This is a genomic window from Chloroflexota bacterium, from assembly GCA_015478725.1.
Classification (GTDB): Bacteria; Chloroflexota; Limnocylindria; order Limnocylindrales; family CSP1-4; genus C-114.
In genome coordinates, this window is record JADMIG010000014.1 from 26,208 (window position 1) to 47,249 (window position 21,042).

The following is a 21,042-nucleotide window of genomic DNA, read 5'->3' on the forward strand; positions in this document are numbered from 1 at the left end:
GCACGCCGTTCGTGCCAGCTGACCCCCAGGCGGGCGTTGGTCACCGACTCTCCACGGGGCGCTCGTAGACCTGAGCGTGGAGCGGGCCGGGTCGGCACGTCGATCCTGCCAGATGCCCGGGTGAGGGCCACCTGTCACCGACCTGCAGACCAGTGCCCGCCTGATGGCCATCTGCCGGAACCCTGGGACGGAGGGCTCGATCCGATAGGCATCCTCGTCAACGACGTGTCCGGGAATCACGGCAGTCCCCCGAGGACCGCCCGCAGCGCGTCAGTCTGTGGAGCGCCGACGGGGTGTGCGAGCGAGCGCGCCGCGGGGCCCGGCCGGGCGTGCGACGCGCGACGCGACCGCGCTCTCCCGGTCCGTCTGCCCGGGGATGAGCACCGGTTCGGGCAGCGCCGCCGGGATCGCGGCGAGCCGGACCGTGTTGCGCCCGCCCGCCTTCGCCGCGTACAGGGCCGCGTCGCTCTGGCCGAGCCATTGATCCACGCTGAGATCGAGGTTGAACCGGCCGATGAGCGTCGCGCCGACGCTGATCGAGACGACGTCCGACGGCGGATTGTCGACGTGCTCGATCTCGAGGGCGGCGACGATGAGCCTGAGACGCTCGGCGGCGGCGAACAGCCGGTCCGCGTTGGACACCGTGATGATCGCCACGAACTCCTCGCCGCCGTAGCGATAGACGGCGTCGTCCGCCCGGAGTGACGCGCGGATCGCCGCCGCGACGCGCCGCAGGACGTCGTCGCCCGCGAGATGCCCCCGGAGGTCGTTGATCGCCTTGAAGCGGTCGAGGTCGATCATGAGCAGGCCGTAGATCATGCCCGATCGATCGATGTGCGCGCGGACCGCCCGCAGGTCCTCCTCGAGACGACGGCGATTGTTCGCCCCGGTCAGCGGATCGATGCGGGCGGTGAGTTCGAGGGCGTGCTGCGCGCGCTCCAGCTCGATCCGGTCGGCATCCGCGCGGCGGTGGAGCGCGCGGGTCTCCTCGAGCTGGACGAAGCTTCGGATCTGGGCTCGCTGAAGGAGGACATGCCCGGCGAGACTCGCCCCGAGGGCCACGAACAGGACGACGACGAGATCGCCGCGTTCGTCGGCGGAGAGCCGGTCGCCCGGGCCGAGCGCGAGGGCAGTCACTGAGACCGCCGCCATGGCGAGCAGCCAGCGGACGTGGACCTTCGTCCGCCACGGGAGGACGAGGGCGATGAGCCCGGGCAGGACGAGGAGGTAGCCGATCGACTGGATGGCGAGACCCGGCGCGGCGATCTCCGTGACGACGTCCGAGATGGCGATGCCGAGGCTGAGGCTCCAGGCCACGGCCTCGGGGTGATGGCGGAGGCGTCCGCCGACCGCCCACCAGCCGCCGAGGGCGACCGCGATCGTGGCGAGGTCGACCCCGAGCGATATGGCTGTGCCGTCGGCCTGGAGCCCGATCGTGGCGGCGGCATCGAATGCATCGGCGAGGGCGACCACGAGGCATCCGACCCGGATCGCCGATCGCACCCGGCGCCGCTGGACGGCCCGGAAGCGTGCGCTCTGGCCGACCCGCAGGTACTCCGAGCCGCGGAGTCGCTCCGGGATCGACCGGAGATCGGCGACAGTCGAGCCGATCCGGGCCCGAAGGGAGACGGGTGCCTGCGCCTCGATCCGGCGCTCGAGCGTGGTCACCGTCAGGCCACCGTACAGCCGGTGGCCATGGACGCGCCCGACCTGCCCTCATGGATCGGACCGGTCCGCTGCCGCAGGGTGAGCATCGCCCGATCATGGCGGCTGCGGCTCCGTCCACCATGACCCAGATGTACCGCCCGCTGTCAGCGGCCCGAGGCGACTCCGGCCACGATGCGGTAGCCGACACCGCGGACCGCGACGATCGCCGGACCGTCGGCCGCCTCCACCTTGGCGCGGAGGCGGGCGAGGTGGGGCTTGAGCCAGAGGAGATCGGGATCGGGTTCGGCCGGCCAGCCGGCTCGGGCGAGCTGGAGGTGGGGGACGAGATCGCCGCCGGCCCGGACGAGCGCCTCGAGGAGCCGGTATTCGGTGGGGGTGAGGACGAGCGACGTCCGGCGGACGCGGGCTTCGTGTCGGGCGGGCTCGAGGACGAGATCGCCGATCCCGAGCGGGCCGGCGGTCGGGCCACTCGTCGTCCGCTCGACGCGACGCATGATCGCCCCGATCCGGGCGAGGAGCTCGGCCCGCCCGAACGGCTTGACGAGGTAGTCGTCCGCCCCGATCCGGAGGGCCCTGACCTTCGCCGACTCGCTGCTCTCGCCGGACACGACGAGGATCGGTGCCGGACCGGCGGCCCGGATGAGGCCGGCGACGGTGAAGCCGTCCGGACCCGGCATGGCGAGATCGAGGAGGACGAGGTCCGGCGCCTCCTCGCGGAATCGCTTGACCGCCGTCAGCCCGTCGTACGCCGTGATGACCTGGTGGCCCTCCGTGCCGACGAGCGCGGTGATGGCGCCGACCATCGCGGGATCGTCATCGACGACGAGGATGCGGAGCGGACGCTCGCCCATCGTCAGATCGCCACCGCTGCCGGAAGGGCGACGACGAACCGGGCGCCACCGAGCGACGACGCCGGCTCGCACCACAGTCGCGTTCCCATCGACTCGCCGAGCCGCTTCGCGGCGTAGAGGCCGATGCCCGAACCGCGCGCCGTCCGGGTGTCCCGGCGAGCGTACGGCTCGAAGATCCGCTCACGCCATTCGGCGGGGATGCCGGGGCCCTCGTCGGCGATGCTGAGGCGGACGACTCCCTCGACGAGCTCCCAGCCCACGGTGATGGTCGAGCCCGGCGGGGCGTACTTCACCGCGTTCTCGAGGAGATGCTCGACGATCTGGCGGAGCCGGGGCGGATCGGCGAGGGCGTGGAGCGGTCGATCCGCGGCGACGACGATGCGGTGGCCACCGAGCAGCGGCTCGAGCTCGCGAAGGACCTCGCCCACGAGCTCGCGCACATCGACAGGGACGACCTCGGCCGGATGGTCCGGCTCGACCCGGACGCTCGCGAGGATCGAGTCCACGAGCCGGTCAAGCCGCTCGACCTGGTCCATCGTCCCCTGGTACCAGGCCGCCCGGCGGGCGCGGCGTTCCGGGTCGCGCGACTGCCGTCCGCTCAGCTGCGGCTCGTCGGCGAGGAGGTCCACGTATGCGCGGACGACGGCGAGCGGGGTCCGCAGCTCGTGCGTGACGAGCGCGATGAGCTCGGCCCGGGCCTCGTCGATCGCCGTGAGCTCGGCTGCCCGGGCGACCGCCTCCTGCTGCTGGCGGCCTTTCTCGACGACACTCGCGAGCAGATCGGCGATCGCGCCGAGATGGGCGACATCCGAATCGGAGAAGTGGCGCGTCCGCTCGGTCTGAACGTTGAGGACGCCGACCGTCTCATCGCCCCACACGAGCGGGACCGACAGCATCGAGCTGACGAATCGCCGCTGGTCGATGCCGCGGACCCAGAGGAACCGCTGGTCTCGCCCGACGTCGTCGATGACGAGCGGCTCGCGGCTCGCCGCGACCCGGCCGGTGACGCCCTCGCCGAAGGGGACGCGCGCCCGGCCGATCTGATACCGATCGAGGCCGTTCGTCGCCGCGAGAGTGAGGCGAACGCCATCCCGGTCGAGCAGGTAGAGGGACGACACGTCGGCCCGCAGGGCGTCCCGTGTCTCGTCGACGACGGTCTCGAGGAGCTCGTCCCAGGTCCGCGCCGTCGTGACGAGACGCGCGACGCGGTGAAGGAACCGCAGCTGGGCGAGCTGCTCCTCGGGATCGTGGCCCTCGATCTCCGGGCTCGTCATGACCATCACGATACAAACGATAGGGCTCGAACGGTGCGGCGATGGTTGCGGCCCGGGGTCGGGTCGGATGCGGAACGGTCACCCGAGCCCGCGGCTCGGGGTCCGCCCGTGTCCGCGATGTACCGTATCGGCGACGGGAGCGGACACGAGCGAGGAGGAGCGATGCGGATCGTCGTGACCGGTGGCAGCGGCAAGGCGGGGCGCTGGGTCGTCCGCGATCTGCGGGCGGTGGGTCACGACGTGCTCAACGTCGACCTCGCCCACGATGGGAGCGCTCACGGGCAGTGCGTCCGGACGGACCTCACGGATCTCGGTCAGTGCTTCGACGTCATCAGCGGCGCGGACGCCGTCGTCCACCTCGCGGCGATCCCGGCCCCGGAGCTCCGACCCGCGGGCGAGACCTTCCGGCTGAACGTGCTCTCCACCTACAACGTCTTCGCTGCGGCCGAGGCGCACCACGTCCAGCGGGTCGTTTGGGCGTCGAGCGAGACCGTCCTCGGGTTGCCGTTCGACGATGCGCCACCGCCGTACGCCCCGGTGGACGAGAGCGCACCGCCGCGGCCCGAATCGTCGTACGCGCTCTCGAAGCTCACCGGCGAGACGCTGGCCGGGCAGTTCGCCCGGCGGACCGGGATCCCGTTCGTGGGCCTTCGCATCTCGAACATCATGGAACCCGAGGACTACGCCGCGTTCCCGGGCTGGTGGGGCGATCCGCATCTCCGGAGGTGGAACCTCTGGGGGTACGTGGACGCGCGCGACGTCGCGGCGGCGGTCCGGGGCGCGCTCGAGGCGGATGTGTCCGGCGCGTCCGTCTGCATCGTCGCGGCCGCGGACACGGTCATGACCCGCCCGAGCGCCGAGCTCATGGCGGAGATCTATCCCGCCGTCCCGCTCCGCCGCCCGCTCGAGGGTCGCGAGACGCTCCTCTCGATCGACCGCGCCCGCGAGCTCATCGGCTACCGGCCGGCGCATCGGTGGGCGGACCACGTCCGCGAGTGACGCGGCTCAGGCCGGTCGGTGGCGGTAGAACTCGATCGGTTCGGGCGGCAGCGGCGTGTCGCCGCGGATGAGGTCCGCGGCCTTCTCGGCGAGCATCATCGTCGGGGCATAGATGTTGCCGTTCGTGACGTACCGCATCGCGGATGCGTCCACGACGCGGAGCCCGCTCGTTCCGTGGACCGCCATCGTCAGTGGGTCCACCACGGACGACTCGTCGGTCCCGAGCCGGCAGGTGCACGACGGATGGAGGGCGGTCTCCGCGTCGCTCGCCACCCAGGCGAGGATCTCCTCGTCCGTCTCGACGCTCGACCCTGGCGAGGTCTCGCCGCCGTCGTAGGCCTCGAATGCGGGCTGGCCGAGGATCCGGCGGGCGACCCGGATCGCCTCCACCCACTCGCGGCGATCCTGGGCCGTCGAGAGGTAGTTGAAGCGGATTGCCGGATGGACTCGCGGGTCTCTCGAGACGATCCGGACGGACCCCCGAGCGTCCGAGTACATCGGCCCGATGTGGACCTGGTAGCCGTGGCCGCCGGCCGGTGACGAACCGTCATAGCGGATGGCGAGCGGGAGGAAGTGGAACATGAGGTTCGGGTAGGCGACCTCCTCGTTGCTCCGCGCGAACCCGCCGCCCTCGAAGTGGTTGGTCGCCCCGGGCCCGCGTCGGAGGAAGAGCCACTGGAAGCCGATCCACGGCCGTCGCCACTTCTGCGTGGCGGCTGGCTGCATGGAGACCGGCTGGGTGCTCGAATGCTGGACGTACACCTCGAGGTGATCCTGGAGGTTCTCGCCGACGGCCGGCACGTCCGCCACGACGTCGATCCCGAGCGACCGGAGATGCTCCGTCGGGCCGACGCCGGAGAGCTGGAGGAGCTGGGGTGAGGCGATCGCCCCGCCGGCGAGGAGCACCTCTCCGGCGAGGACCCGCCGTCGCGATCCACCCCGGACGTACTCCACGCCGATCGCCCGCCGCCCCTCGAAGAGGACGCGGCTGGCGAACGCGCGCGTCTCCACGGTGAGGTTGCGGCGGTCCATGACCGGATGCAGGTAGGCCCGGGCCGCCGACAGCCGGCGGCCCCGCCAGATGTTCCGGTCGAACGCGGCGAAGCCCTCCTGGCGGTAGCCGTTGACGTCCTCGGTCAGGCTGTAACCGGCCTCCTGCACGGCGCCGAAGAACGCCGTGAAGAGGGGGCTCGAGGCGGGCCCCCGCTCGAGGCCGAGCGGCCCGCCGTGGCCGCGGAATGGATCGTCTGGCGCGGCCGCCGTGCAGTCCTCCATCCGCTTGAAGTACGGCAGGCAGTGGGCGTAGTCCCACGTCACCATCCCGGGGTCCGCCGCCCAGCGCTCGAAGTCGAGCGGGTTGCCGCGCTGGAAGATCATCCCGTTGATGCTCGAGGAACCGCCGAGGACCTTGCCGCGAGCGTGGTAGATCCGCCGGCCGTTCATGAACGGCTCCGGTTCGGACTCGTACTTCCAGTCGTAGAAGCGGCTCCCGATGGGGAACGTCAGCGCTGCCGGCATATGGATGAAGACGTCCCACAGCGAGTCCGGGCGGCCGGCCTCGAGGACGAGGACGCGGGTTCCCGGATCGGCGCTCAGGCGGTTGGCGAGCACGCAGCCGGCGGAACCCCCGCCGACGATGACGACGTCGTACCGCTGCTCGGCCATCCCCCGATGCTAGCAGCGTCGGACGGGGGTCCGAGCGGCCCCGACAGCGTCCGTGCGGCTCCTCAGCGTCCCGCGGCGCGGCCGGGCCCTCCGGGTAGGATTCGCGGCGATGGCCATCCACGCCGCCCGACGGGCGTCCCGCGTCTCGCTGCCGCTCATCGGGGCGTTCGTCATCGGCGCCATCGTCTATGGCGGGCTCTACACGTACCCGGCCCTGTCAGTCGCGTTCGCGGCGGACTTCGGGATTGGTCGGACGCTCGCGGTCACCCCGTGGACGATGTTCCTCATCGTCACCGCCGTGGCGAGCCCGTTCCTCGGCCGCGCCTTCGACGAGTTCGCCGACCGGGATCTCCTCACCGCGGCGATGGTCCTCAACGCCGCCGGCTGGCTCGTCGTCTACCTCGCGCCGGACATCTCGATCGTGATCCTCGCCTATGCGGCCCTCCACGCGATCGGCCTCCAGCTCGCCTTCATCGGCATCTCCACCGCGGTCGCCCGTCGCTACGCGGGCATCTCCGGGCTCGCCCTCGGGGTCGCGTATGCGGGGCCGGGCATCGGGGTCGCCGTCGCCCTGCCGGTCGCCGCCGGGATCATCGCCACGGCCGGCTGGCGAGCGACCTCGCTCGTCTTCCTCGGCGCCTCGCTCGTGGGAGTCGCGTTCGTGTGGCTCATGACGAGCGGGCCGTCCATCGTCGTCCCCGCGAGGCGCCCGGTCCATGAGGGACGTTCCAGCGGGCGCGAGGAGTCGCCCACCCGGGCGGCGGAATCGGCGATCGCGTCGCGCGCGTCGGGGCTCCACGAGACCGCGGCCCCGGGCGCCGTCGCCGCGGGACTCGAGCCGCTGCCGGTGGGGAGCGGCGACGGTCGCCACAGCGTCAGGCGCGCCGTGCGCACGCGGCGGTTCCTCGTCCTCTTCATCGGGGCGGCCGCGATCGGGGCGTTCGACGAGGGCGTCCTCCAGGCGTTCCTGCCGAACGCCGTGCGGAATGGGATGTCCGCGGAGCTGGCGGCCTTCGCCCTCGGATTCCAGTCGCTCGCCTACGTCGTCGGTCAGCTCGTCGGCGGCTGGCTCTCCGACCGCGTCGGCCGGCGGGGGGTGGGCATCGGATCGGCGGTCGTGGTCCTCGGCGGCGCCGTCGCCGCCATCGGTCTCGCGTCCGTCTCGCCCGGGCTCGCCATCGCCGGCCTCGCCGCCCACGGGGTCGGGACCGGGGCGACGATCGCCGTCCGTTCGGCGGCCTTCCACGACGTCTTCGGCGGACCGAACTTCGGGACGATCTTCGGGTTGCTCGCGGTGGCGTACCCCATCGGGGGCACGATCGCCGTCTACGTCGGCGCGCTCGGACTCGACCGTCTCGGGTCGTACGCCGTCCTCATCCCGGTCATCGTCGCGGCAGTCGCGACGTGGTCGGCCGCTCTGTGGATCGCCGGCCCTCGCCGCCGAGCCCGCTGAGCGATCAGCCGGGAGCCTGGACTCCCATCTCGACCTCTGGCCAGGCCCCGCTCGACTCAGCCATCGGTCCGCCGGACGAGCACATCGAACTTCTGGCTCGTCGGCTCCCACGCGAGCTCGACCCGGACGCTCGGGTCATGCCGCGTCGCGTCCAGGCGCTCGACGATCGCCTCGCCGAACTGCAGGCCCGCGAGACTCACCGTCCGCTCGGCGCGTCAACACCACCTCAACGACTCGGATCCCGGAGAGGTGTCTGGTGGTGCGGGCTGCCCCGGCCGTGCCTCTGCCTCCTGGCGCCCTGCCCCAGCGCGCCCTCGGTCGCCCCGCTCCTGCCCGCCTACTCCGGTCGCGAATACCGATCGATGTAGGCGTTGTAGTCCGGCGTCTGCCGTTCGTAGCCACTCGTCATGAGGGGCGACGAGATGACGAAGTCGGCCGTCGCTCGATTGCACGCGACCGGGATGTTCCAGACGACGGCCAGGCGGAGGAGCGCCTTCACGTCGGGATCGTGCGGCTGCGGCTCGAGGGGATCCCAGAAGAAGATGAGAAGGTCGATGCCGCCTTCGGCGATGAGCGCTCCGAGCTGCTGATCTCCGCCGAGCGGTCCGCTCTGGAGTTTGACGATGCCGATGCCGAGTTCGTCCTCGAGGAGCGTCCCGGTGGTGCCGGTGGCCACCAGGTCGTGCCGCACGAGCGTGAGACGGTTGTACTTCGCCCATTCGATGATGTCGGTCTTCTTGTTGTCGTGGGCCACGAGGCCGATCGTCTGTCGCCGCCCCGGAACGTCGTCCATCGTGCCGTGCCTCTCCTTCGTTCCGCGGGCGGCCCACATGCGCGAGGGCTCCGCCTGCCCGTCGCCGTCACTCGTCCGGCCCTGGCCGCCGTTCGACCTCGCCGCATCTTCGCTCTCGCTGCGTGCGCCGGCCTGATGTTCTCACGGGTCGCAGCGTCGGCCCGTGCCGGGCCTTGGCGCTCATGCGCTCGCGTGGCCGGCGTGGCCGGCGTGGCTCGGCGTGGCCGGCGAGCCTCGCCCAGCGTTCCATCCGACGCTGGAAGGGATCGGCGTGGCCGGCGTGGCTCGCCCAGGGTTCCAACCGACGCTGGAGACTGGCCGCGAGCGATCGGCCGTGCCCTGTCTGCGGCAGTTCGCTCGCCCAGCGTTCCATCCGAGGGATGACGCCCATCGTCGGCACGCACGACGGACCGGTCGCGCAGCCGTCCAAAGGCGTCGTGCGCCGGTTGGATCGTCCGGCGTTCCGGCCCCGGCGTTCCGGCCCCGAGGTTCCCGGCGTCCCGGGCTCGCCCGGCGTTCCCGGCCATCCGGCGCCTCAGTGATCGCTGGAGGGATGCGCCCGCTCCCGCACGAGCGAGAGGGCGAGCACCGGACAGACCTCGACCGCTCGCCGGGCGAGCGGCACGAGCCGGTGCGGGATCGGCCCCGATCGGAAGATCGGATAACCCCAGTCGTCGAGCGCGATGTGCTCGGGCAGGAGCTCGGCACACATGCCGTAGCCGTCGCAGCGGATGCGGTCGATGCGAAGGACGTCGCCCATCTCAGACACGCCTCGCTGCCGCCGTCGGCCGTGAGCAGCCGTGCGTCCGCTCGTGGAGGGCGAACTCGTCGGCGAAGACGCGGAGACCGCTCTGGAGGAGGCCCGCCGCCCCATCCGGGTGGTGGCAGGCGCCGCGGCCGGCGATCTGACCGGCCCAGCGCGTGACATCGGCGAGGTCGCCGTCGTGGTGGGCTCCGGTCGCGAGCCGGCGAAGGGCCCCGGAGATGGCGCCGAGTCCGAAGATGCACGGGCCGCACTGGCGGGCGCTCTCGCCCGCCATGTACTCCATGATCCGGGACGTCGCCCACACGCCACATGCGTCCGCGGGCAGGAAGGCGACCATCCCGCAGCCGAAGCCGAGGCCGCGTGACGAGAGCGACGCAGGGTCGAGGGGCTCGTCCCAGCGACCCTCGGTCGCTGCCCAGCCGCCGAAGTACCCGCCGAGGAGCACCGCGTCCGTCGCTGCGGTCAGGCCGCCGGCCGCGTCGACGAGCTCGCGGAGCGTCGTCCCGTATTCGATCTCCCGGACGCCCGTCCCGGCAACGGGTCCGGTGACGGTCACGAGCGCGGTCCCGGGGGTCAGATCGCGGCCCGTGGCGCGAAACCACTCGTCGCCATGGCGGGCGATGAGCGCGGCGGCCGCAAGGCTCTCGACGTTCTGGATGAGCGTCGGCCGCCCGCCGAGCCCTCGTTCGTGCGGACGCGGTGGGACGGCCATGGGGCGGGCGTCGCGAGCCTCGAGGTAGTGGACCATCGCCGACGACTCGCCGGCGATGTATCCCATGGGTGCCTCGACGATCCGGAGCGGCGGTCCGCCGCCGAGAGGTCGTTCCGCGACGGCCCGCACGAGCGCGTCGACCGCCGCCCGGTGCTCCATCCCGACGTAGAGGACGACGTCGTCCGCCCCGACGGCGGCTGCGGCGAGGATCGCCCCGTCAATGACGAGATGCGGGCGCAGGGTCATGAGCGAGCGATCCTTTGCGCTCCGTGGCTCACCCTCCGCCCCGTTCGCGACGACCGCCGCTCGACCGCCCGATCGCGCCCCGACGCTTCGCCACTTCCTGCCGACCGGGAACCCCGCGCCACCTCGGCCGAGGAGTCCGCTGCGCTCGATCGTGTCGATGAGGCCGTTGCGGGCGTCGGCGATCGGCAACGGCCCGAGGCGCGCTCGATGCTCGGCGAACGACTCCGCACCGGCGCTGAACTGCGGTCCGGCGAGCAGGCGATCCGCCGTCGCTGCGGGCGCCATCGTCAGCGATCCCGTCGCTGGGTCGGAGGCAGTGCCGCGTCGATCTCCGTCCGCAGCGCAGCGGTCGCCTGCGTCCGCCAGGCGAGCGCGCCGACGACGGCCGCCACGCAGGTGCCGTTGAGCAGCCATGCCCACAGGGCGCCGCTGTCGCTGCCGGTGCCGAGCCCGTGCGCGATGGCGATCGGCCACGCCCCGTACGAGAGCCAGTGGATCGCCCGCCACGTTCGGTGCCCGAGGTGCGTTCGCAGGAGGCTCGTGAGGATGATCGCGGCGACGAGGTACATGGCGACGACGCCAAGGCCGAGCCAGAACTGGCGGTACGGCGACGAGAACGGGATGAGGGCTGCCGCCAGGCCGAGCGAGGTGAACGGATCGAGGACGGCGATGAGGATGTGGATGGCGAGGAACACCACCGCGAGGAGGGCGACATTGCGGTGGAATTCGGCGGTGAGGAATCGAGGCCAGCCAGGCCGGCCCCACCGGGCGACGGTGAGGATGCCGAGGCAGACGACGACGGTGAGGAGGATCTGCGAGACCATCCCGGCACCGCGGGTCGCGTACCACAGGATGCTCGCGCTCATCGAGCTGGCTCGGCCCTCGCCGGGGCGTCGGCCCTCGCCGGGGCGTCGGTCGTCGGCGGGGCGTCGGTCGTCGGCGGGGCGTCGGTCGTCGGCGGGGCGATCGTCGCTGCCGGGGATCGCTCGATCGGTGCCGCCGGCCAACCGCCGACGCGGACGATCTCCCCCTCCGCGGAGACGAGTCGGGCGGGCAGGTCGAGCGCCTCGAGCCAGGCGATCGCCGATGCGCCGCGGATGATCGACGCGGTCGCGGCGATGTTCGCGTCGACGCACGTCGCGGCGATGACCGAGGCCGTCCGCCAGGGGCTGTCCGCCGGCGCACCGGTCCGCGGGTCGATGAGATGGTGGGCCGCGACGTCGCCGCGGATCCATCGTCGGACGGTCGTGCCGGACGTCGCGACGGCGCCACCCGAGATCGCGATCACCTCCCCGTCCGCATCGATGGGAGTCGAGCTATCCTCGGCGACGAGGATCCGCCAGCCACCCTCCGGTGCCGAGCCGGCCGTCGCGATGTCGCCACCAAGGCTCACGAGGACGCCGCCGGCCTGGCCGCTCTCGAGCGCGACCGCTGCGGCGAGGTCGGAGGCGAGCGCCTTGCCGACCGACCCGAGGTCGAGCTCAACGCCAGCCGAAAGACGGACCTCCCGCGTCCGGGAGTCGAAGTGGATCGCCTGCCAGCCCGGGACCGGCTCGAGCCGGATGTGGAGCGGCTCGGAGCGCTGGCCGAGGCGGCTGAAGTCGTCGTCGTAGCCGGCCATGCGCATCGCGCGCCCGACCGTCGGATCCACCAGGCCGTCGCTGAGGCGTCCCGCCCGGATGCTCGACTCGATCGCCTGGGCGAACAGCCGGCTCGCGACGAATGGCCGGCCGGCCGCCGCATTGAGCCGGCTGAGCTCGCTGTCCGATCGGAATCGGCTGTATGCGAGATCCACCTCGTCGAGCAACGCGGCAACGGCGGATCGGGCGCGGGCGAGGTCTCCCTCGAGGACGAGAAGGTGGGCGTTCGTACCGAGTGCCCGCCAGGTCGCCGTGGTCACGTCGCTCATGACACCCCGGTGGTCACCTGCGCCGGTGCCGCGATGTTCGTCGCGGTCGTCGTCGAGGGTCTCAGGGTAGCGGACGGTGTCAGCGCCGCGGCAGCGGACCGCGCGATCGCGGAACCGTCGTCGCCGCCGTTGCTGTCGTCGCCGCCGCTCAGGACGCCGAAGAGCGTGCCGCTGACGGACGTGACCCCGGCGGCGGAGCGTGCAGTCGTACCGGTCGACGCCGTCGCCGCGTGGGAGCCGGGATTGGTGATCGCGGCGAGCGAGCCGAAGCCGATGACGGCCGCAAGGCTCGCGAGCGCGGTTCCTGTGGTGGCGCTGCGCAACCGGGCGAGGGCCCGATCGCGATCGATCGTCGTGTGGCGGGTCGCGGTGTTCATGCCCGAAGTCTCGGGCGTCGCACCTTTCGGTCCGATTACGTGCCCCTGGCGTGGCGCCCGCACGCCCCGAACGGCCACCCCGGGTACAGTGGCGCCGTGACGGCGGACTCCACGATTAGGCGCGCGCTCGCGGCACTCCTCACGGCGACGGTCGTCGTCGCCGGCTGCGGTTCGTCGACCCCATCCACCGGATCGATGCTCCCGAGCACGGCATCGAGCGGTCCGCTCGCCTCGTCGGCCGCGATCGCCAGTCCCGGCCCGGGCGGATCCGCCGCCGGAAGCCCCGGATCGACGGGCGCCACCACTGCTCGACCATCGTCGCCCGCGACCGCCACGCCCGTCCCGCTTCGTCCGGTCGTCGTCTCGATCGCGCCGTTCCGGCTGCCGCAGGCACTCAGTCGGAGCGTCGCGGTCGCGCTCGGCGGCGCGACCCTCATCTGCGGCGGTTTCACGGCAAGCGGGACGACCACCGGCGACGTGCTCCTGTTCGACCCGGCGGGGCGGCTCGTGACCCGGATCGGGCGCCTCGCTGCCCCCGTCCACGATGCGGCCGGGACGACCGTCGGCTCGCGTGCCTTCGTCTTCGGGGGAGGATCGGTCCTGCCGGAGACGACCGTCCAGCTCGTCGATCCCCTCGGCGGCTCCCGAGTCGTGGGCCGATTGCCGTTGCCGCGGGCGGATCTCGCCGCGGTCGTCGTCGGGGGCCAGGCGATCGTCGTCGGCGGTGGAACCTCCGCCGGTCCCGATCGAGCCGTGCTCGCCACGACGGACGGAATCCACTTCCGGCGCATCGCGACGCTTGCGGTCGGCGTCCGCTATCCGGCGGTCGCGGTGAGCGGCGGCCGCGTCTTCGTCATCGGCGGTGCGACGCTGGCAGGCGACGTCGCCACGATCCAGTCGATCGACCCCGCGACGGGGACCGTCCGGGTCGTCGGGCATCTGCCGTTCGCTCTGTCCCACGCCGTCGCTCTCGTCGTCGGCGGGGAGCTGCTCATCGCCGGCGGGCGCCGCGCCGACGCCCCCCTGCGGACCCTCTTCGCCCTGGATCCGGGACGCGGGGTCGTCCGCGAGATCGGGCAGCTCCCATACCGCGTCTCGGACGCCGCGGCGATCGTCGTCGGCGGGGTCGGCTACATCGTCGGCGGCGAGGCGGCCACCCAGCTCGCCACGATCATCGCGATCCGCCCCGGCTGACCCTCACGGGTTCGGCCGGATCGCGGTCACGCCGCGCATCGTGCCCACGAGCACGAGGCCGTTCCAGAGCGTCGGCGAGGCGAAATGGGGCACCGGGCCGAGGCCGATGCGGGCGAGGACAGCCCCGGTCGAGGGTGACAGCGCGAAGAGCTCGCCGGCCCCGATCGCGATGCTCCAGACCGCACCGCCGCCGATGACCGGTGGCCCGTTGGCGCCGGAGCCCATCCTCCATCCGAGGTGGATCGAGCCGTCCGCGCCGATGCGGACCATGCGGAGCCCGTCCGAGCACGGAAGATAGATCGTGGAGCCGGTCTGCGCGGCACCTCCGAAGGCGGCGCATACCTCGGCGGACGAGACCTGACCGCCTATCCCTCCAAGGTTCCCCTGGCGCAGGACGTAGCCGGTGCCGCTCTTGCCGGCGATGAAGACCCAGCCGCCCGGCACGAGGACCGGGCTGAGCGAGCCGAGGTCGGCGTCCCTCGCGTTGTCCTGCGCCCACGTCGTCGGGGCGAAGAACGAACGCAGGCGAAGCGTCGGGGAGAGCTCGAGGACCGAGTCGCTGCCGTCATACGTGGACGTCGAGCTGCCGTTGCCGACCGAGACGTAGAGGTTGCCGTCACCGTCGAGGACGGGTCCGCCCGGCGCCCAGACCGCCCCTTCCCGCGCCACCGGCACCCGGTAGGCGATCGTCGCGCCCTGGCCGGTCAGCGGCACGCCCACGACCTTGCCCCGATACTGGCCGCAGTCCCCGGCGAGGCCGCCGAAGCCGATGTACACGTAGCCATTGCCGAGCGCGAGCGCAGCACGCTGCTGGTGGGTGCGCGGGTCGTCGCCCGGGAGGTCCACGACGCGCGACCAGCGGACCGCGCCGGTCGCCGGGTCGAGGGCGAAGAGCACGTGGCTCGGTCCCGAGACCTCCGCCACGACGAATACCGACGCCGTCGTCGGATCGTAGACCGGAGTGCTCGTGATGCCGAGCGGGTCGATGTTGCCGCAGGGAAGGTCGGAGAGCGGCACCGGCGTGCCGAGGTGGCGGCGCCAGATGACGCGCCCGTTCGCCGGATCGAGGGAATAGACGCTGTCGCCCTCGGTCGCGACGATGACCCGGCCGTTGACGCCGAGCGGTTGCCCGTAGACCGCTCCGTCGAGGATCGTGCTCCAGGCTTCCATCAGGCCGCGACCGACGGCGGGGAAGCCGGCCGCCACTCCGGTCCGCGCGCCGTCGCGGTGGTAGACCGGCCACTCGGCCGGGGTGGGATGTGGTGTCGGCGTCGGAAGTGGTGTCGGCGTCGGAAGTGGTGTCGGCGTCGAGGTGGGACTCGGCATCGGTGACCGGCTGAGGCCGGAATCGGAGGGGGAGGTGGCGGCGGTCGGTTCTCCTGTTGTCGCCAGCGAGGCCGGCGAGACCGACGTGGCCGGCGAGGCGGGTGCGGAGCCACACGCTGCCGCGACGAGGCACGCCCCGACCATGACACCGGTGAGCGGATGAGCCCTGGTCACTCCGTCATGGTGGCACCATCCGTTCGTGGCGGCAGACCATGTCGATCCGATCCGTCCGAGACGCGCCAATGAACATGGAGGACACGGAGACGGACGTGAGTGGCGAGCCAGCGCCGGCCCACCCGGCCGCCATCGCCACGCCGGGGCGGAAGTCGACCCGCCGTCGATTGCTCCGCTGGGGTTCGATCTCCGCCGGCCTCCTCGTCATCGCCGCCGTCGCCCTCTGGGGACTGTCACCATCCGTCAGCGACCTCGAGAGCCGCGTGGCCACCCTCGCGGCGCTCCGTGGCACGCCGGTCCTCCGCCCGGGTGACGTTCCGACGCTCCTCGCCGAGGCGATCGTCGCGACGGAGGACGAGCGCTTCTACCAGCACCACGGCATCGACGTCATCGGCCTGAGCCGAGCGCTCCTCTATGACGTGGCGCATCTGTGCGCCTGTCAGGGCGGATCCACGATCACCCAGCAGCTCGCCAAGGATCTCTACCTCAACGGGTCGGACGGCGGGTTCACCAAGCTCGTCGACATCGCCCTCGCGTTCAAGGTGGAGCTCCAGCCCACCAAGCAGCGGATCCTCGCCGACTACCTGACCGAGGTGCCTTCCGGTTACGGTCTGCATGGCATGCCGGAGGCGGCCTGCGCGTACTTCCATCGACCGCTCCGGGCGCTCGACCTGGGACAGATCGCCGTGCTCGCCGGCATGCCCCAGGCGCCCTCCGCGTACGACCCGCGGTTCCATCCGGTGGCGGCCGCGACCCGCCGCGCGGCGGTCCTCGCGTCGATGGTCAGTGAAGGCTATGTGACGCCACAGCAGGCCGCGACGGCCGCGGCGGAACCGGTCGTTGCGGCCGCGATGCCCGGCGGCTGCTGATCCGGCGCCGCGGCGCTCTCCCCCGACCGATCCGCGCCGTGCTCTCATCCGAACCGATCCACGCTGATCGCCACGCCTTGCGCCACCGAGTTCAGGCCGATCCGCCCCTGCCTCTGCCGATCCGCCCCTGCCTCTGCCGATCCGCCCCTGCCCTGCCGATCCAGGCTAACTCTGCCGATCCAGGCTGACTCCCATCAGGCGGCCGTTATCCAGGTCGCTCGAGTCCTTCGGGCCGCCAACGGCACGGATCTCGAACAAGATTCCCACCCGGCGAGAACGAGACTCAACGTTCATGGCCCCGCCGGGCCCGTCCATGGCCCCGCCGGGCCCGAGCGCCTCCCGCTGCCCTCCGACTCATGGATAGCGCCCGCCCGGCGGTAGTTAGCGAGGAATCGCGGCATCTCCGAGTCGAGGACATCCCGCGCTCCCCGTCGCTCTCACGGTGTCCGCGGCAGGCCGAGCATCCCGTGGACGGTGGACTCGCCCGAGGCGTGATCCGGTCCGCGGAGACACGCATCGATCTCCCACCAGTTCCATTTCACTGGCATCGGGATCGTCACCACCACCTGCTCGTCGCCGCCGATCGAGGCGCATCTCTCGGCGGGAGTCCGAACGTCGAATGTCGCGGGCTGACCACCGACACTGACCGCCTGGCCAGCCGTCGGGTCGAATGACCAGTACGGGCGCGAATCGCTCCACAGGCCGACGACGATGCCGTTCGGTGGGAGCCGGATCGGTGGCCAGTTCGTGCAGCTGATGGACCCGACGCTGCGGATGCATGGGTCCGGCAGCGGCTCCGGACCGAGAAACGCGATCGCCTGGAAGAAGCTGTTCGCGACGACGTACTGGGCGACCTGCCAGTTCGCGGGATATCGGATGGCGCTCGGGCCGAACGGCACCGCCAGCCCCGTCAGCGTCGTCATGGCGGGGCTCCGCAATGAACCCGAGGGCACGGTCGCGCCGCAGCCGCCGACGATGAGCGAGAGCGCGACCACGAGGAGCCATCCCGTCCGCACCTCGTCACGGTAGCCCATCGGATGCGGGACGAACCGCGGCGCCGGGGGCGGATGCCCGGGCGTCGCGTCCTTCGCGTGCCGCTACCATCGTGGCTGTCATGAGGCGCCGAGGATTCACGCCGGTCCCGCTCGCCTTCCTCGCGCTCGCCTTCCTCGCCGCGGGGCTCCTGCTCGTCGGCTATGGCGTGCCCGTGGGCATCGGGCTCCTCGTCGGTCTCGTTTTCGGCGTGACGCTCGGGGCGGTTGGCCTCCTCTGGCTCGGTGGCGGGCCCGGTCGATCGATCGGGCCCTTTGCCACAACGTGGTTGACATCGTCCGCGTCAGAGGGTCCCGTCGAACTTCCGGATTGGGTTCGCGACAGTGAGCGGGTGACGGGTGTTGACATCGGCCCACTTCGCCGCATCCTCGTCGTCGGTCAGACGGCCGCGAGCGGCGGCGCAAGTATCGAGTTGACGACGATCGAGCTCCGGGACACGGGCGGCGTCGCGATCGCGGTCGTCCACACCGCACCACCGGACGCGCGATCTCCCGGGCCGTTCGCCCGCGTCACGCTCATCGACGATGTCGGCACGACCTATGTGGCCGCCGCCGAGATCTCGGGTTCGGCTCCGTTCGTGGCGCGGCTCGCGATTCGGTTCGCGCCCGCTCCGCCGATCGTCGCTGCCCGTCTGACGGTCCGCATCGAGGAGTTCGCGGATCCGTTCTCCGGCCGCGAGCCGAGGCGTCTCGCCGGACCATGGTCGTTCGTCGTCCCCCTGGAAGGAGCAGCAGACGGAGCCCGACGAGCGCCCGAGCGGTGATCGGATCGATGATGCGACCGATCGCCGGCCGAGGATCCCCGCCAAACGATGGCTCGGCCTGGCGGTCGGGATAGGTGTCGGGCTTGTGCTGGTCCGTGCCGCTGTGCTGGCGTCGCCGGGTGAAACCGCCCCCACCGCGGACCAGCTCGCCGTCCAGCAGACGGTCGTCGCCGCCCTGGACGCGCCAACCGAGCTGTTGATCATCCCGTCGGTCAACGCCGATGGGACCGTCGACCCGGAGATCAGGGTGCAGATGGAGGCCCACGCTCGGGAAGTGCTCACGGGACTCTTTGCCGGGGACCTGCTGGCGGAGCGACTGGCGATCGCCGAGCGGAACATCGTGGAAGTCGGACCGGATGAGGGTCTGATCATCGGCGGCGGCGTTTCCGAGGTCCGGTTCATCTCGACGGTCATCGATGGCGACCGGGCGGCGGTCGTCGTCCACGACCGGATCACCGAAGTTGGCAAGGCCGGACCGTCAGGGCGGACCTTCTCTCCCTCGGGCACCGAGACGAACACCCTCACATTGGTCCGCACGAACGGGCGCTGGCTCGTCGTGAGCGAGCAATCGACTCCGGACTCGGGGAGCCAGCCGGGCTGATGGTGGCTTGGGTGCGACCCCTCTACCGAGCGGCTGGGTGCCCGATCAATCGCGATCGAGCTCGGCGAATACCTCGGTGGTGGGCCGGGCGCGTCCCGCCCGCAGGTCGGCGTTCGCGTCGCGCATCGAGCGCGCGAACTCCGGCGCACGGACGAGCGCGACGTCCTCCAGCTCGTCGGAATCGAGTGCCACTATGGCGGTCACCGGCCGTCCGTGGCGCGTGGTGATCGCCGGCCGAACGAACGGATCACCTCGTTCAACACCTGGCTGGACCGCCGACCGAGTTCAAGCCGCATGATGGATTAGGTCGGCGGTCGGGAGCGGCTGCGGCCGCCCCGGCCGAGGACCAGGCCGAAGAGGATCCCGATCGAAAGAGCGGCCAGTCCGACCAGCGCCGCCGTGGGCACGGGATCGCCCGGCGCAACGGAGACTCGAGCGGACGCACCCGGTTGATCGGCGGGAAAGTTGCGGACGACGATCGTCCATTGACCGCTCTTCGTCGGCGTGAACGTCCCTCGCCACAGCGTCGCATCGTTCGGATCGCGCGTTAGCGCCACCGCCACGGTCGTGCCGTCCACCGCCTGCGCCGCCACGTCGAACGGGTAGTCGGCGAACGGATAGAGGACGTTCCAGAGGCCGGATGCCGCGGGATACGCGAGCGTCAGGACCGGCAGCGTGATGTCGCCCGCGCGGATCGGCACGAACGTCCGCAGGAGCACCTCGATCGGGCGGCCAACCACCCCCTCCGCGGGTGACACGGACACGGAGATGTCCATCGCCGCCAGCGTCGGCTTGGCGGTGAGCGCTCCAACGGCCAGAAGCGCGAGAACGAGACCCGCGACAGCCCGCTTCATCGCGCCCAACGTACACCGCGGCGTCCCGGGATGGTGCGAATGCGGGAGGCGTTCGCATGCCGTGTCGACCAGACTGGACAAGCCAGAGTCGTCGCGTGCACGATGTTGGCGGTCCCGAGATTGCGCGGGGGATCGGCACGATGGTCCGCGTGTGGTGGAACAGCAACATGGACGCGAGGCGTTCGATCGGCCTGCTGATCGCCGCCGTCGGCTGCGCCGTGACCGCGCTCGGGATCGCGGCGTCTCCAGTTTCCTTGGTCGCCGGCGTCAGCTACGCTCCCGCGTTCGCTGCCTTGGTCGGCGGGGTCCTTGGAGCGGCGATGGGTGGATACCTCCGCCACCGCGTGCCCGACCATGAGCGCGCACCGCTGTGGGCGCTCGCCTACGGGGCGTCGGTGGTCGCGATCCTGGTCGCCACGCTCGGGACGGCGGCCGTGATCCGCCCGACTGTGCGCGGCATCGCGGGACTCGTGGATGCCTGGCCCGGCGTCATCGCCGGCGGCTCCCTCATCTACTACGTCGGCGCGTTGCTGTGGGAACGCGATGCCCGGAGGCGTCGCCTCGCGGTGCTGGTGTTCCTCGCGGCCTGGCTCATGGCCGGCGGGCTCGTCGCGAGAATGAGCGGGGACCCATGGGCCTCGATCGGGCCGCTGGTCTTTCTCGTGGGCTTCGGTCTGTTCCTCGTCGCGTTCCTGGTGAGCCTTCCACTCCTCTTTCAGGACGAAGCCAAACCGGCCGCATGATCCTGCCGGGTTCAAGATCGAGGGAGGCCTCCTTGGCCACCTCGACCGCCGCTTCACCGCGGTGCGAGAGGCGCTGTCGCTCGAACCGGATGCTTCCGGCCGCTGAGTCGCCGATCAGACCGAGAGGTCCCGCAGGTATCGGATCTCGAGTACGTCGGCGTCTCCGATCTGCTCCACCCGTCGACCGCCATCGGCGTGCCAGCCGGCGGCCGCGTAGAAGCGGCGCGCCCGCTCGTTCGTCTCGAGCACCCAGAGGGTCGCCTCGCCGAAACCCGCTGATCGTCCGGCATCGATGGCGGCGTTCATGAGGGCACGGCCGACTCCCTGTCCCCACGTCTCGGGAGCGGCGTAGATGGCGAAGAGCTCACCGACGCCGATCGTCGCGTCGTCATCGCGGCTCGGGCCGATCGCCGCAAAGCCCACGAGAGCGCCGCCGGCTTCGGCCACGAGCAGGTGATGGCTCGCCCCGCGCGCCTCCCACCAGCCGACGCCCCACCACCGCGTTCGCCGCTCGACCGAAAGGCCATCGAGTACCTCGTCCGGCAGCTGGCCGCAGTACGCGACCTGCCAGCTCCGGACGTGGACGGCGGCGATCGCCGGCGCATCGTCAACGGTCGCCGGACGGATGCTCACGTCGAGGCCGCTCATCCCGGCCACGATAGGCGGGCCGTCAACGCGAACATGGATCGGAGAGCCCTCAGAACCTTCCGGTGCGGTCGGCGGGCGGCGCCGTGATCAGGAGGTTTGTTGAG

23 protein-coding genes are annotated in these 21,042 nt (G+C 71.7%); 7 read left to right on the forward strand and 16 right to left on the reverse strand.

Features of this window, described 5'->3' with window-relative positions:
• Positions 1–270: 270 nt before the first annotated feature.
• The 3 genes from IVW53_09920 to IVW53_09930 form a co-directional block, all read right to left on the reverse strand.
• A complete protein-coding gene (locus IVW53_09920) occupies positions 271–1,668 on the reverse strand; it encodes a GGDEF domain-containing protein (GenBank protein ID MBF6605883.1) in 1,398 nt (465 codons plus the stop codon).
• A 143-nt stretch (positions 1,669–1,811) separates the two neighbouring features.
• Entirely contained in the window at positions 1,812–2,519 is a 708-nt protein-coding gene (locus tag IVW53_09925; protein ID MBF6605884.1) for a response regulator transcription factor, read from the reverse strand.
• A gap of 2 nt (positions 2,520–2,521) precedes the next feature.
• Positions 2,522–3,793, reverse strand: a complete 1,272-nt coding sequence (locus IVW53_09930; GenBank protein ID MBF6605885.1) for a GAF domain-containing protein — start codon at positions 3,791–3,793, stop codon at positions 2,522–2,524.
• 162 nt (positions 3,794–3,955) lie between these two features.
• Between IVW53_09930 and IVW53_09935 the strand changes: the two genes are divergently transcribed.
• Positions 3,956–4,792, forward strand: coding sequence for an NAD(P)-dependent oxidoreductase (locus IVW53_09935; protein MBF6605886.1), 837 nt, complete (start codon positions 3,956–3,958; stop codon positions 4,790–4,792).
• Positions 4,793–4,798: 6 nt separating this feature from the next.
• On the opposite strand, the gene betA is transcribed toward IVW53_09935, so the two are convergent.
• Positions 4,799–6,457 carry a choline dehydrogenase gene (betA, locus tag IVW53_09940; GenBank protein MBF6605887.1) on the reverse strand — a complete coding sequence of 553 codons (1,659 nt, stop codon included), beginning with the start codon at positions 6,455–6,457 and terminating at the stop codon, positions 4,799–4,801.
• A gap of 109 nt (positions 6,458–6,566) precedes the next feature.
• Between betA and IVW53_09945 the strand changes: the two genes are divergently transcribed.
• Positions 6,567–7,910, forward strand: coding sequence for an MFS transporter (locus tag IVW53_09945; GenBank protein MBF6605888.1), 1,344 nt, complete (start codon positions 6,567–6,569; stop codon positions 7,908–7,910).
• Positions 7,911–7,966: 56 nt separating this feature from the next.
• On the opposite strand, the gene IVW53_09950 is transcribed toward IVW53_09945, so the two are convergent.
• From IVW53_09950 to IVW53_09980, 7 genes are all read right to left on the reverse strand, one after another.
• Complete coding sequence (locus tag IVW53_09950; protein MBF6605889.1) at positions 7,967–8,110, reverse strand: hypothetical protein; 144 nt, start codon at positions 8,108–8,110, stop codon at positions 7,967–7,969.
• A 137-nt stretch (positions 8,111–8,247) separates the two neighbouring features.
• Entirely contained in the window at positions 8,248–8,703 is a 456-nt protein-coding gene (locus IVW53_09955; GenBank protein MBF6605890.1) for a methylglyoxal synthase, read from the reverse strand.
• 535 nt (positions 8,704–9,238) lie between these two features.
• Positions 9,239–9,463 (reverse strand): ferredoxin, encoded by a 225-nt coding sequence (locus IVW53_09960; protein ID MBF6605891.1) that lies wholly within the window; start codon positions 9,461–9,463, stop codon positions 9,239–9,241.
• A gap of 1 nt (position 9,464) precedes the next feature.
• Positions 9,465–10,712: an SLBB domain-containing protein gene (locus IVW53_09965; protein ID MBF6605892.1), complete on the reverse strand. Its 1,248-nt coding sequence runs from the start codon at positions 10,710–10,712 to the stop codon at positions 9,465–9,467.
• A 2-nt stretch (positions 10,713–10,714) separates the two neighbouring features.
• The gene (locus IVW53_09970) at positions 10,715–11,293 is read right to left on the reverse strand and encodes a ferric reductase-like transmembrane domain-containing protein (protein ID MBF6605893.1); all 579 of its coding nucleotides are present in this window, start codon (positions 11,291–11,293) and stop codon (positions 10,715–10,717) included.
• Positions 11,290–12,336, reverse strand: a complete 1,047-nt coding sequence (locus IVW53_09975) for an FAD:protein FMN transferase (GenBank protein ID MBF6605894.1) — start codon at positions 12,334–12,336, stop codon at positions 11,290–11,292. Before IVW53_09975 ends, IVW53_09970 begins: the two co-directional genes overlap by 4 nt.
• Positions 12,333–12,713: a hypothetical protein gene (locus IVW53_09980; GenBank protein ID MBF6605895.1), complete on the reverse strand. Its 381-nt coding sequence runs from the start codon at positions 12,711–12,713 to the stop codon at positions 12,333–12,335. Before IVW53_09980 ends, IVW53_09975 begins: the two co-directional genes overlap by 4 nt.
• Positions 12,714–12,809: 96 nt before the next feature.
• Here IVW53_09980 and IVW53_09985 point away from each other — a divergent pair, with 96 nt between their 5' ends.
• Entirely contained in the window at positions 12,810–13,907 is a 1,098-nt protein-coding gene (locus IVW53_09985) for a hypothetical protein (GenBank protein MBF6605896.1), read from the forward strand.
• A gap of 3 nt (positions 13,908–13,910) precedes the next feature.
• Here IVW53_09985 and IVW53_09990 read toward each other — a convergent pair whose 3' ends face one another.
• The gene (locus tag IVW53_09990; protein MBF6605897.1) at positions 13,911–15,077 is read right to left on the reverse strand and encodes a PQQ-binding-like beta-propeller repeat protein; all 1,167 of its coding nucleotides are present in this window, start codon (positions 15,075–15,077) and stop codon (positions 13,911–13,913) included.
• Between the two features lie 398 nt (positions 15,078–15,475).
• Here IVW53_09990 and IVW53_09995 point away from each other — a divergent pair, with 398 nt between their 5' ends.
• Positions 15,476–16,276, forward strand: a complete 801-nt coding sequence (locus IVW53_09995) for a transglycosylase domain-containing protein (protein MBF6605898.1) — start codon at positions 15,476–15,478, stop codon at positions 16,274–16,276.
• A 437-nt stretch (positions 16,277–16,713) separates the two neighbouring features.
• On the opposite strand, the gene IVW53_10000 is transcribed toward IVW53_09995, so the two are convergent.
• A complete protein-coding gene (locus IVW53_10000; protein MBF6605899.1) occupies positions 16,714–17,292 on the reverse strand; it encodes a hypothetical protein in 579 nt (192 codons plus the stop codon).
• Between the two features lie 98 nt (positions 17,293–17,390).
• Between IVW53_10000 and IVW53_10005 the strand changes: the two genes are divergently transcribed.
• Both IVW53_10005 and IVW53_10010 read left to right on the forward strand, forming a co-directional pair.
• Positions 17,391–18,092 carry a hypothetical protein gene (locus IVW53_10005; protein ID MBF6605900.1) on the forward strand — a complete coding sequence of 234 codons (702 nt, stop codon included), beginning with the start codon at positions 17,391–17,393 and terminating at the stop codon, positions 18,090–18,092.
• Between the two features lie 85 nt (positions 18,093–18,177).
• Positions 18,178–18,693, forward strand: coding sequence for a hypothetical protein (locus tag IVW53_10010; GenBank protein MBF6605901.1), 516 nt, complete (start codon positions 18,178–18,180; stop codon positions 18,691–18,693).
• Between the two features lie 45 nt (positions 18,694–18,738).
• Here the strand turns inward: IVW53_10010 and IVW53_10015 are convergent, their stop codons facing one another.
• Positions 18,739–18,897, reverse strand: a complete 159-nt coding sequence (locus tag IVW53_10015) for a hypothetical protein (GenBank protein MBF6605902.1) — start codon at positions 18,895–18,897, stop codon at positions 18,739–18,741.
• Between the two features lie 98 nt (positions 18,898–18,995).
• Entirely contained in the window at positions 18,996–19,547 is a 552-nt protein-coding gene (locus IVW53_10020; GenBank protein ID MBF6605903.1) for a hypothetical protein, read from the reverse strand.
• Between the two features lie 95 nt (positions 19,548–19,642).
• Between IVW53_10020 and IVW53_10025 the strand changes: the two genes are divergently transcribed.
• Positions 19,643–20,290, forward strand: a complete 648-nt coding sequence (locus IVW53_10025) for a hypothetical protein (GenBank protein MBF6605904.1) — start codon at positions 19,643–19,645, stop codon at positions 20,288–20,290.
• Between the two features lie 114 nt (positions 20,291–20,404).
• Here the strand turns inward: IVW53_10025 and IVW53_10030 are convergent, their stop codons facing one another.
• The gene (locus IVW53_10030) at positions 20,405–20,938 is read right to left on the reverse strand and encodes a GNAT family N-acetyltransferase (protein ID MBF6605905.1); all 534 of its coding nucleotides are present in this window, start codon (positions 20,936–20,938) and stop codon (positions 20,405–20,407) included.
• Positions 20,939–21,042 lie beyond the last annotated feature (104 nt).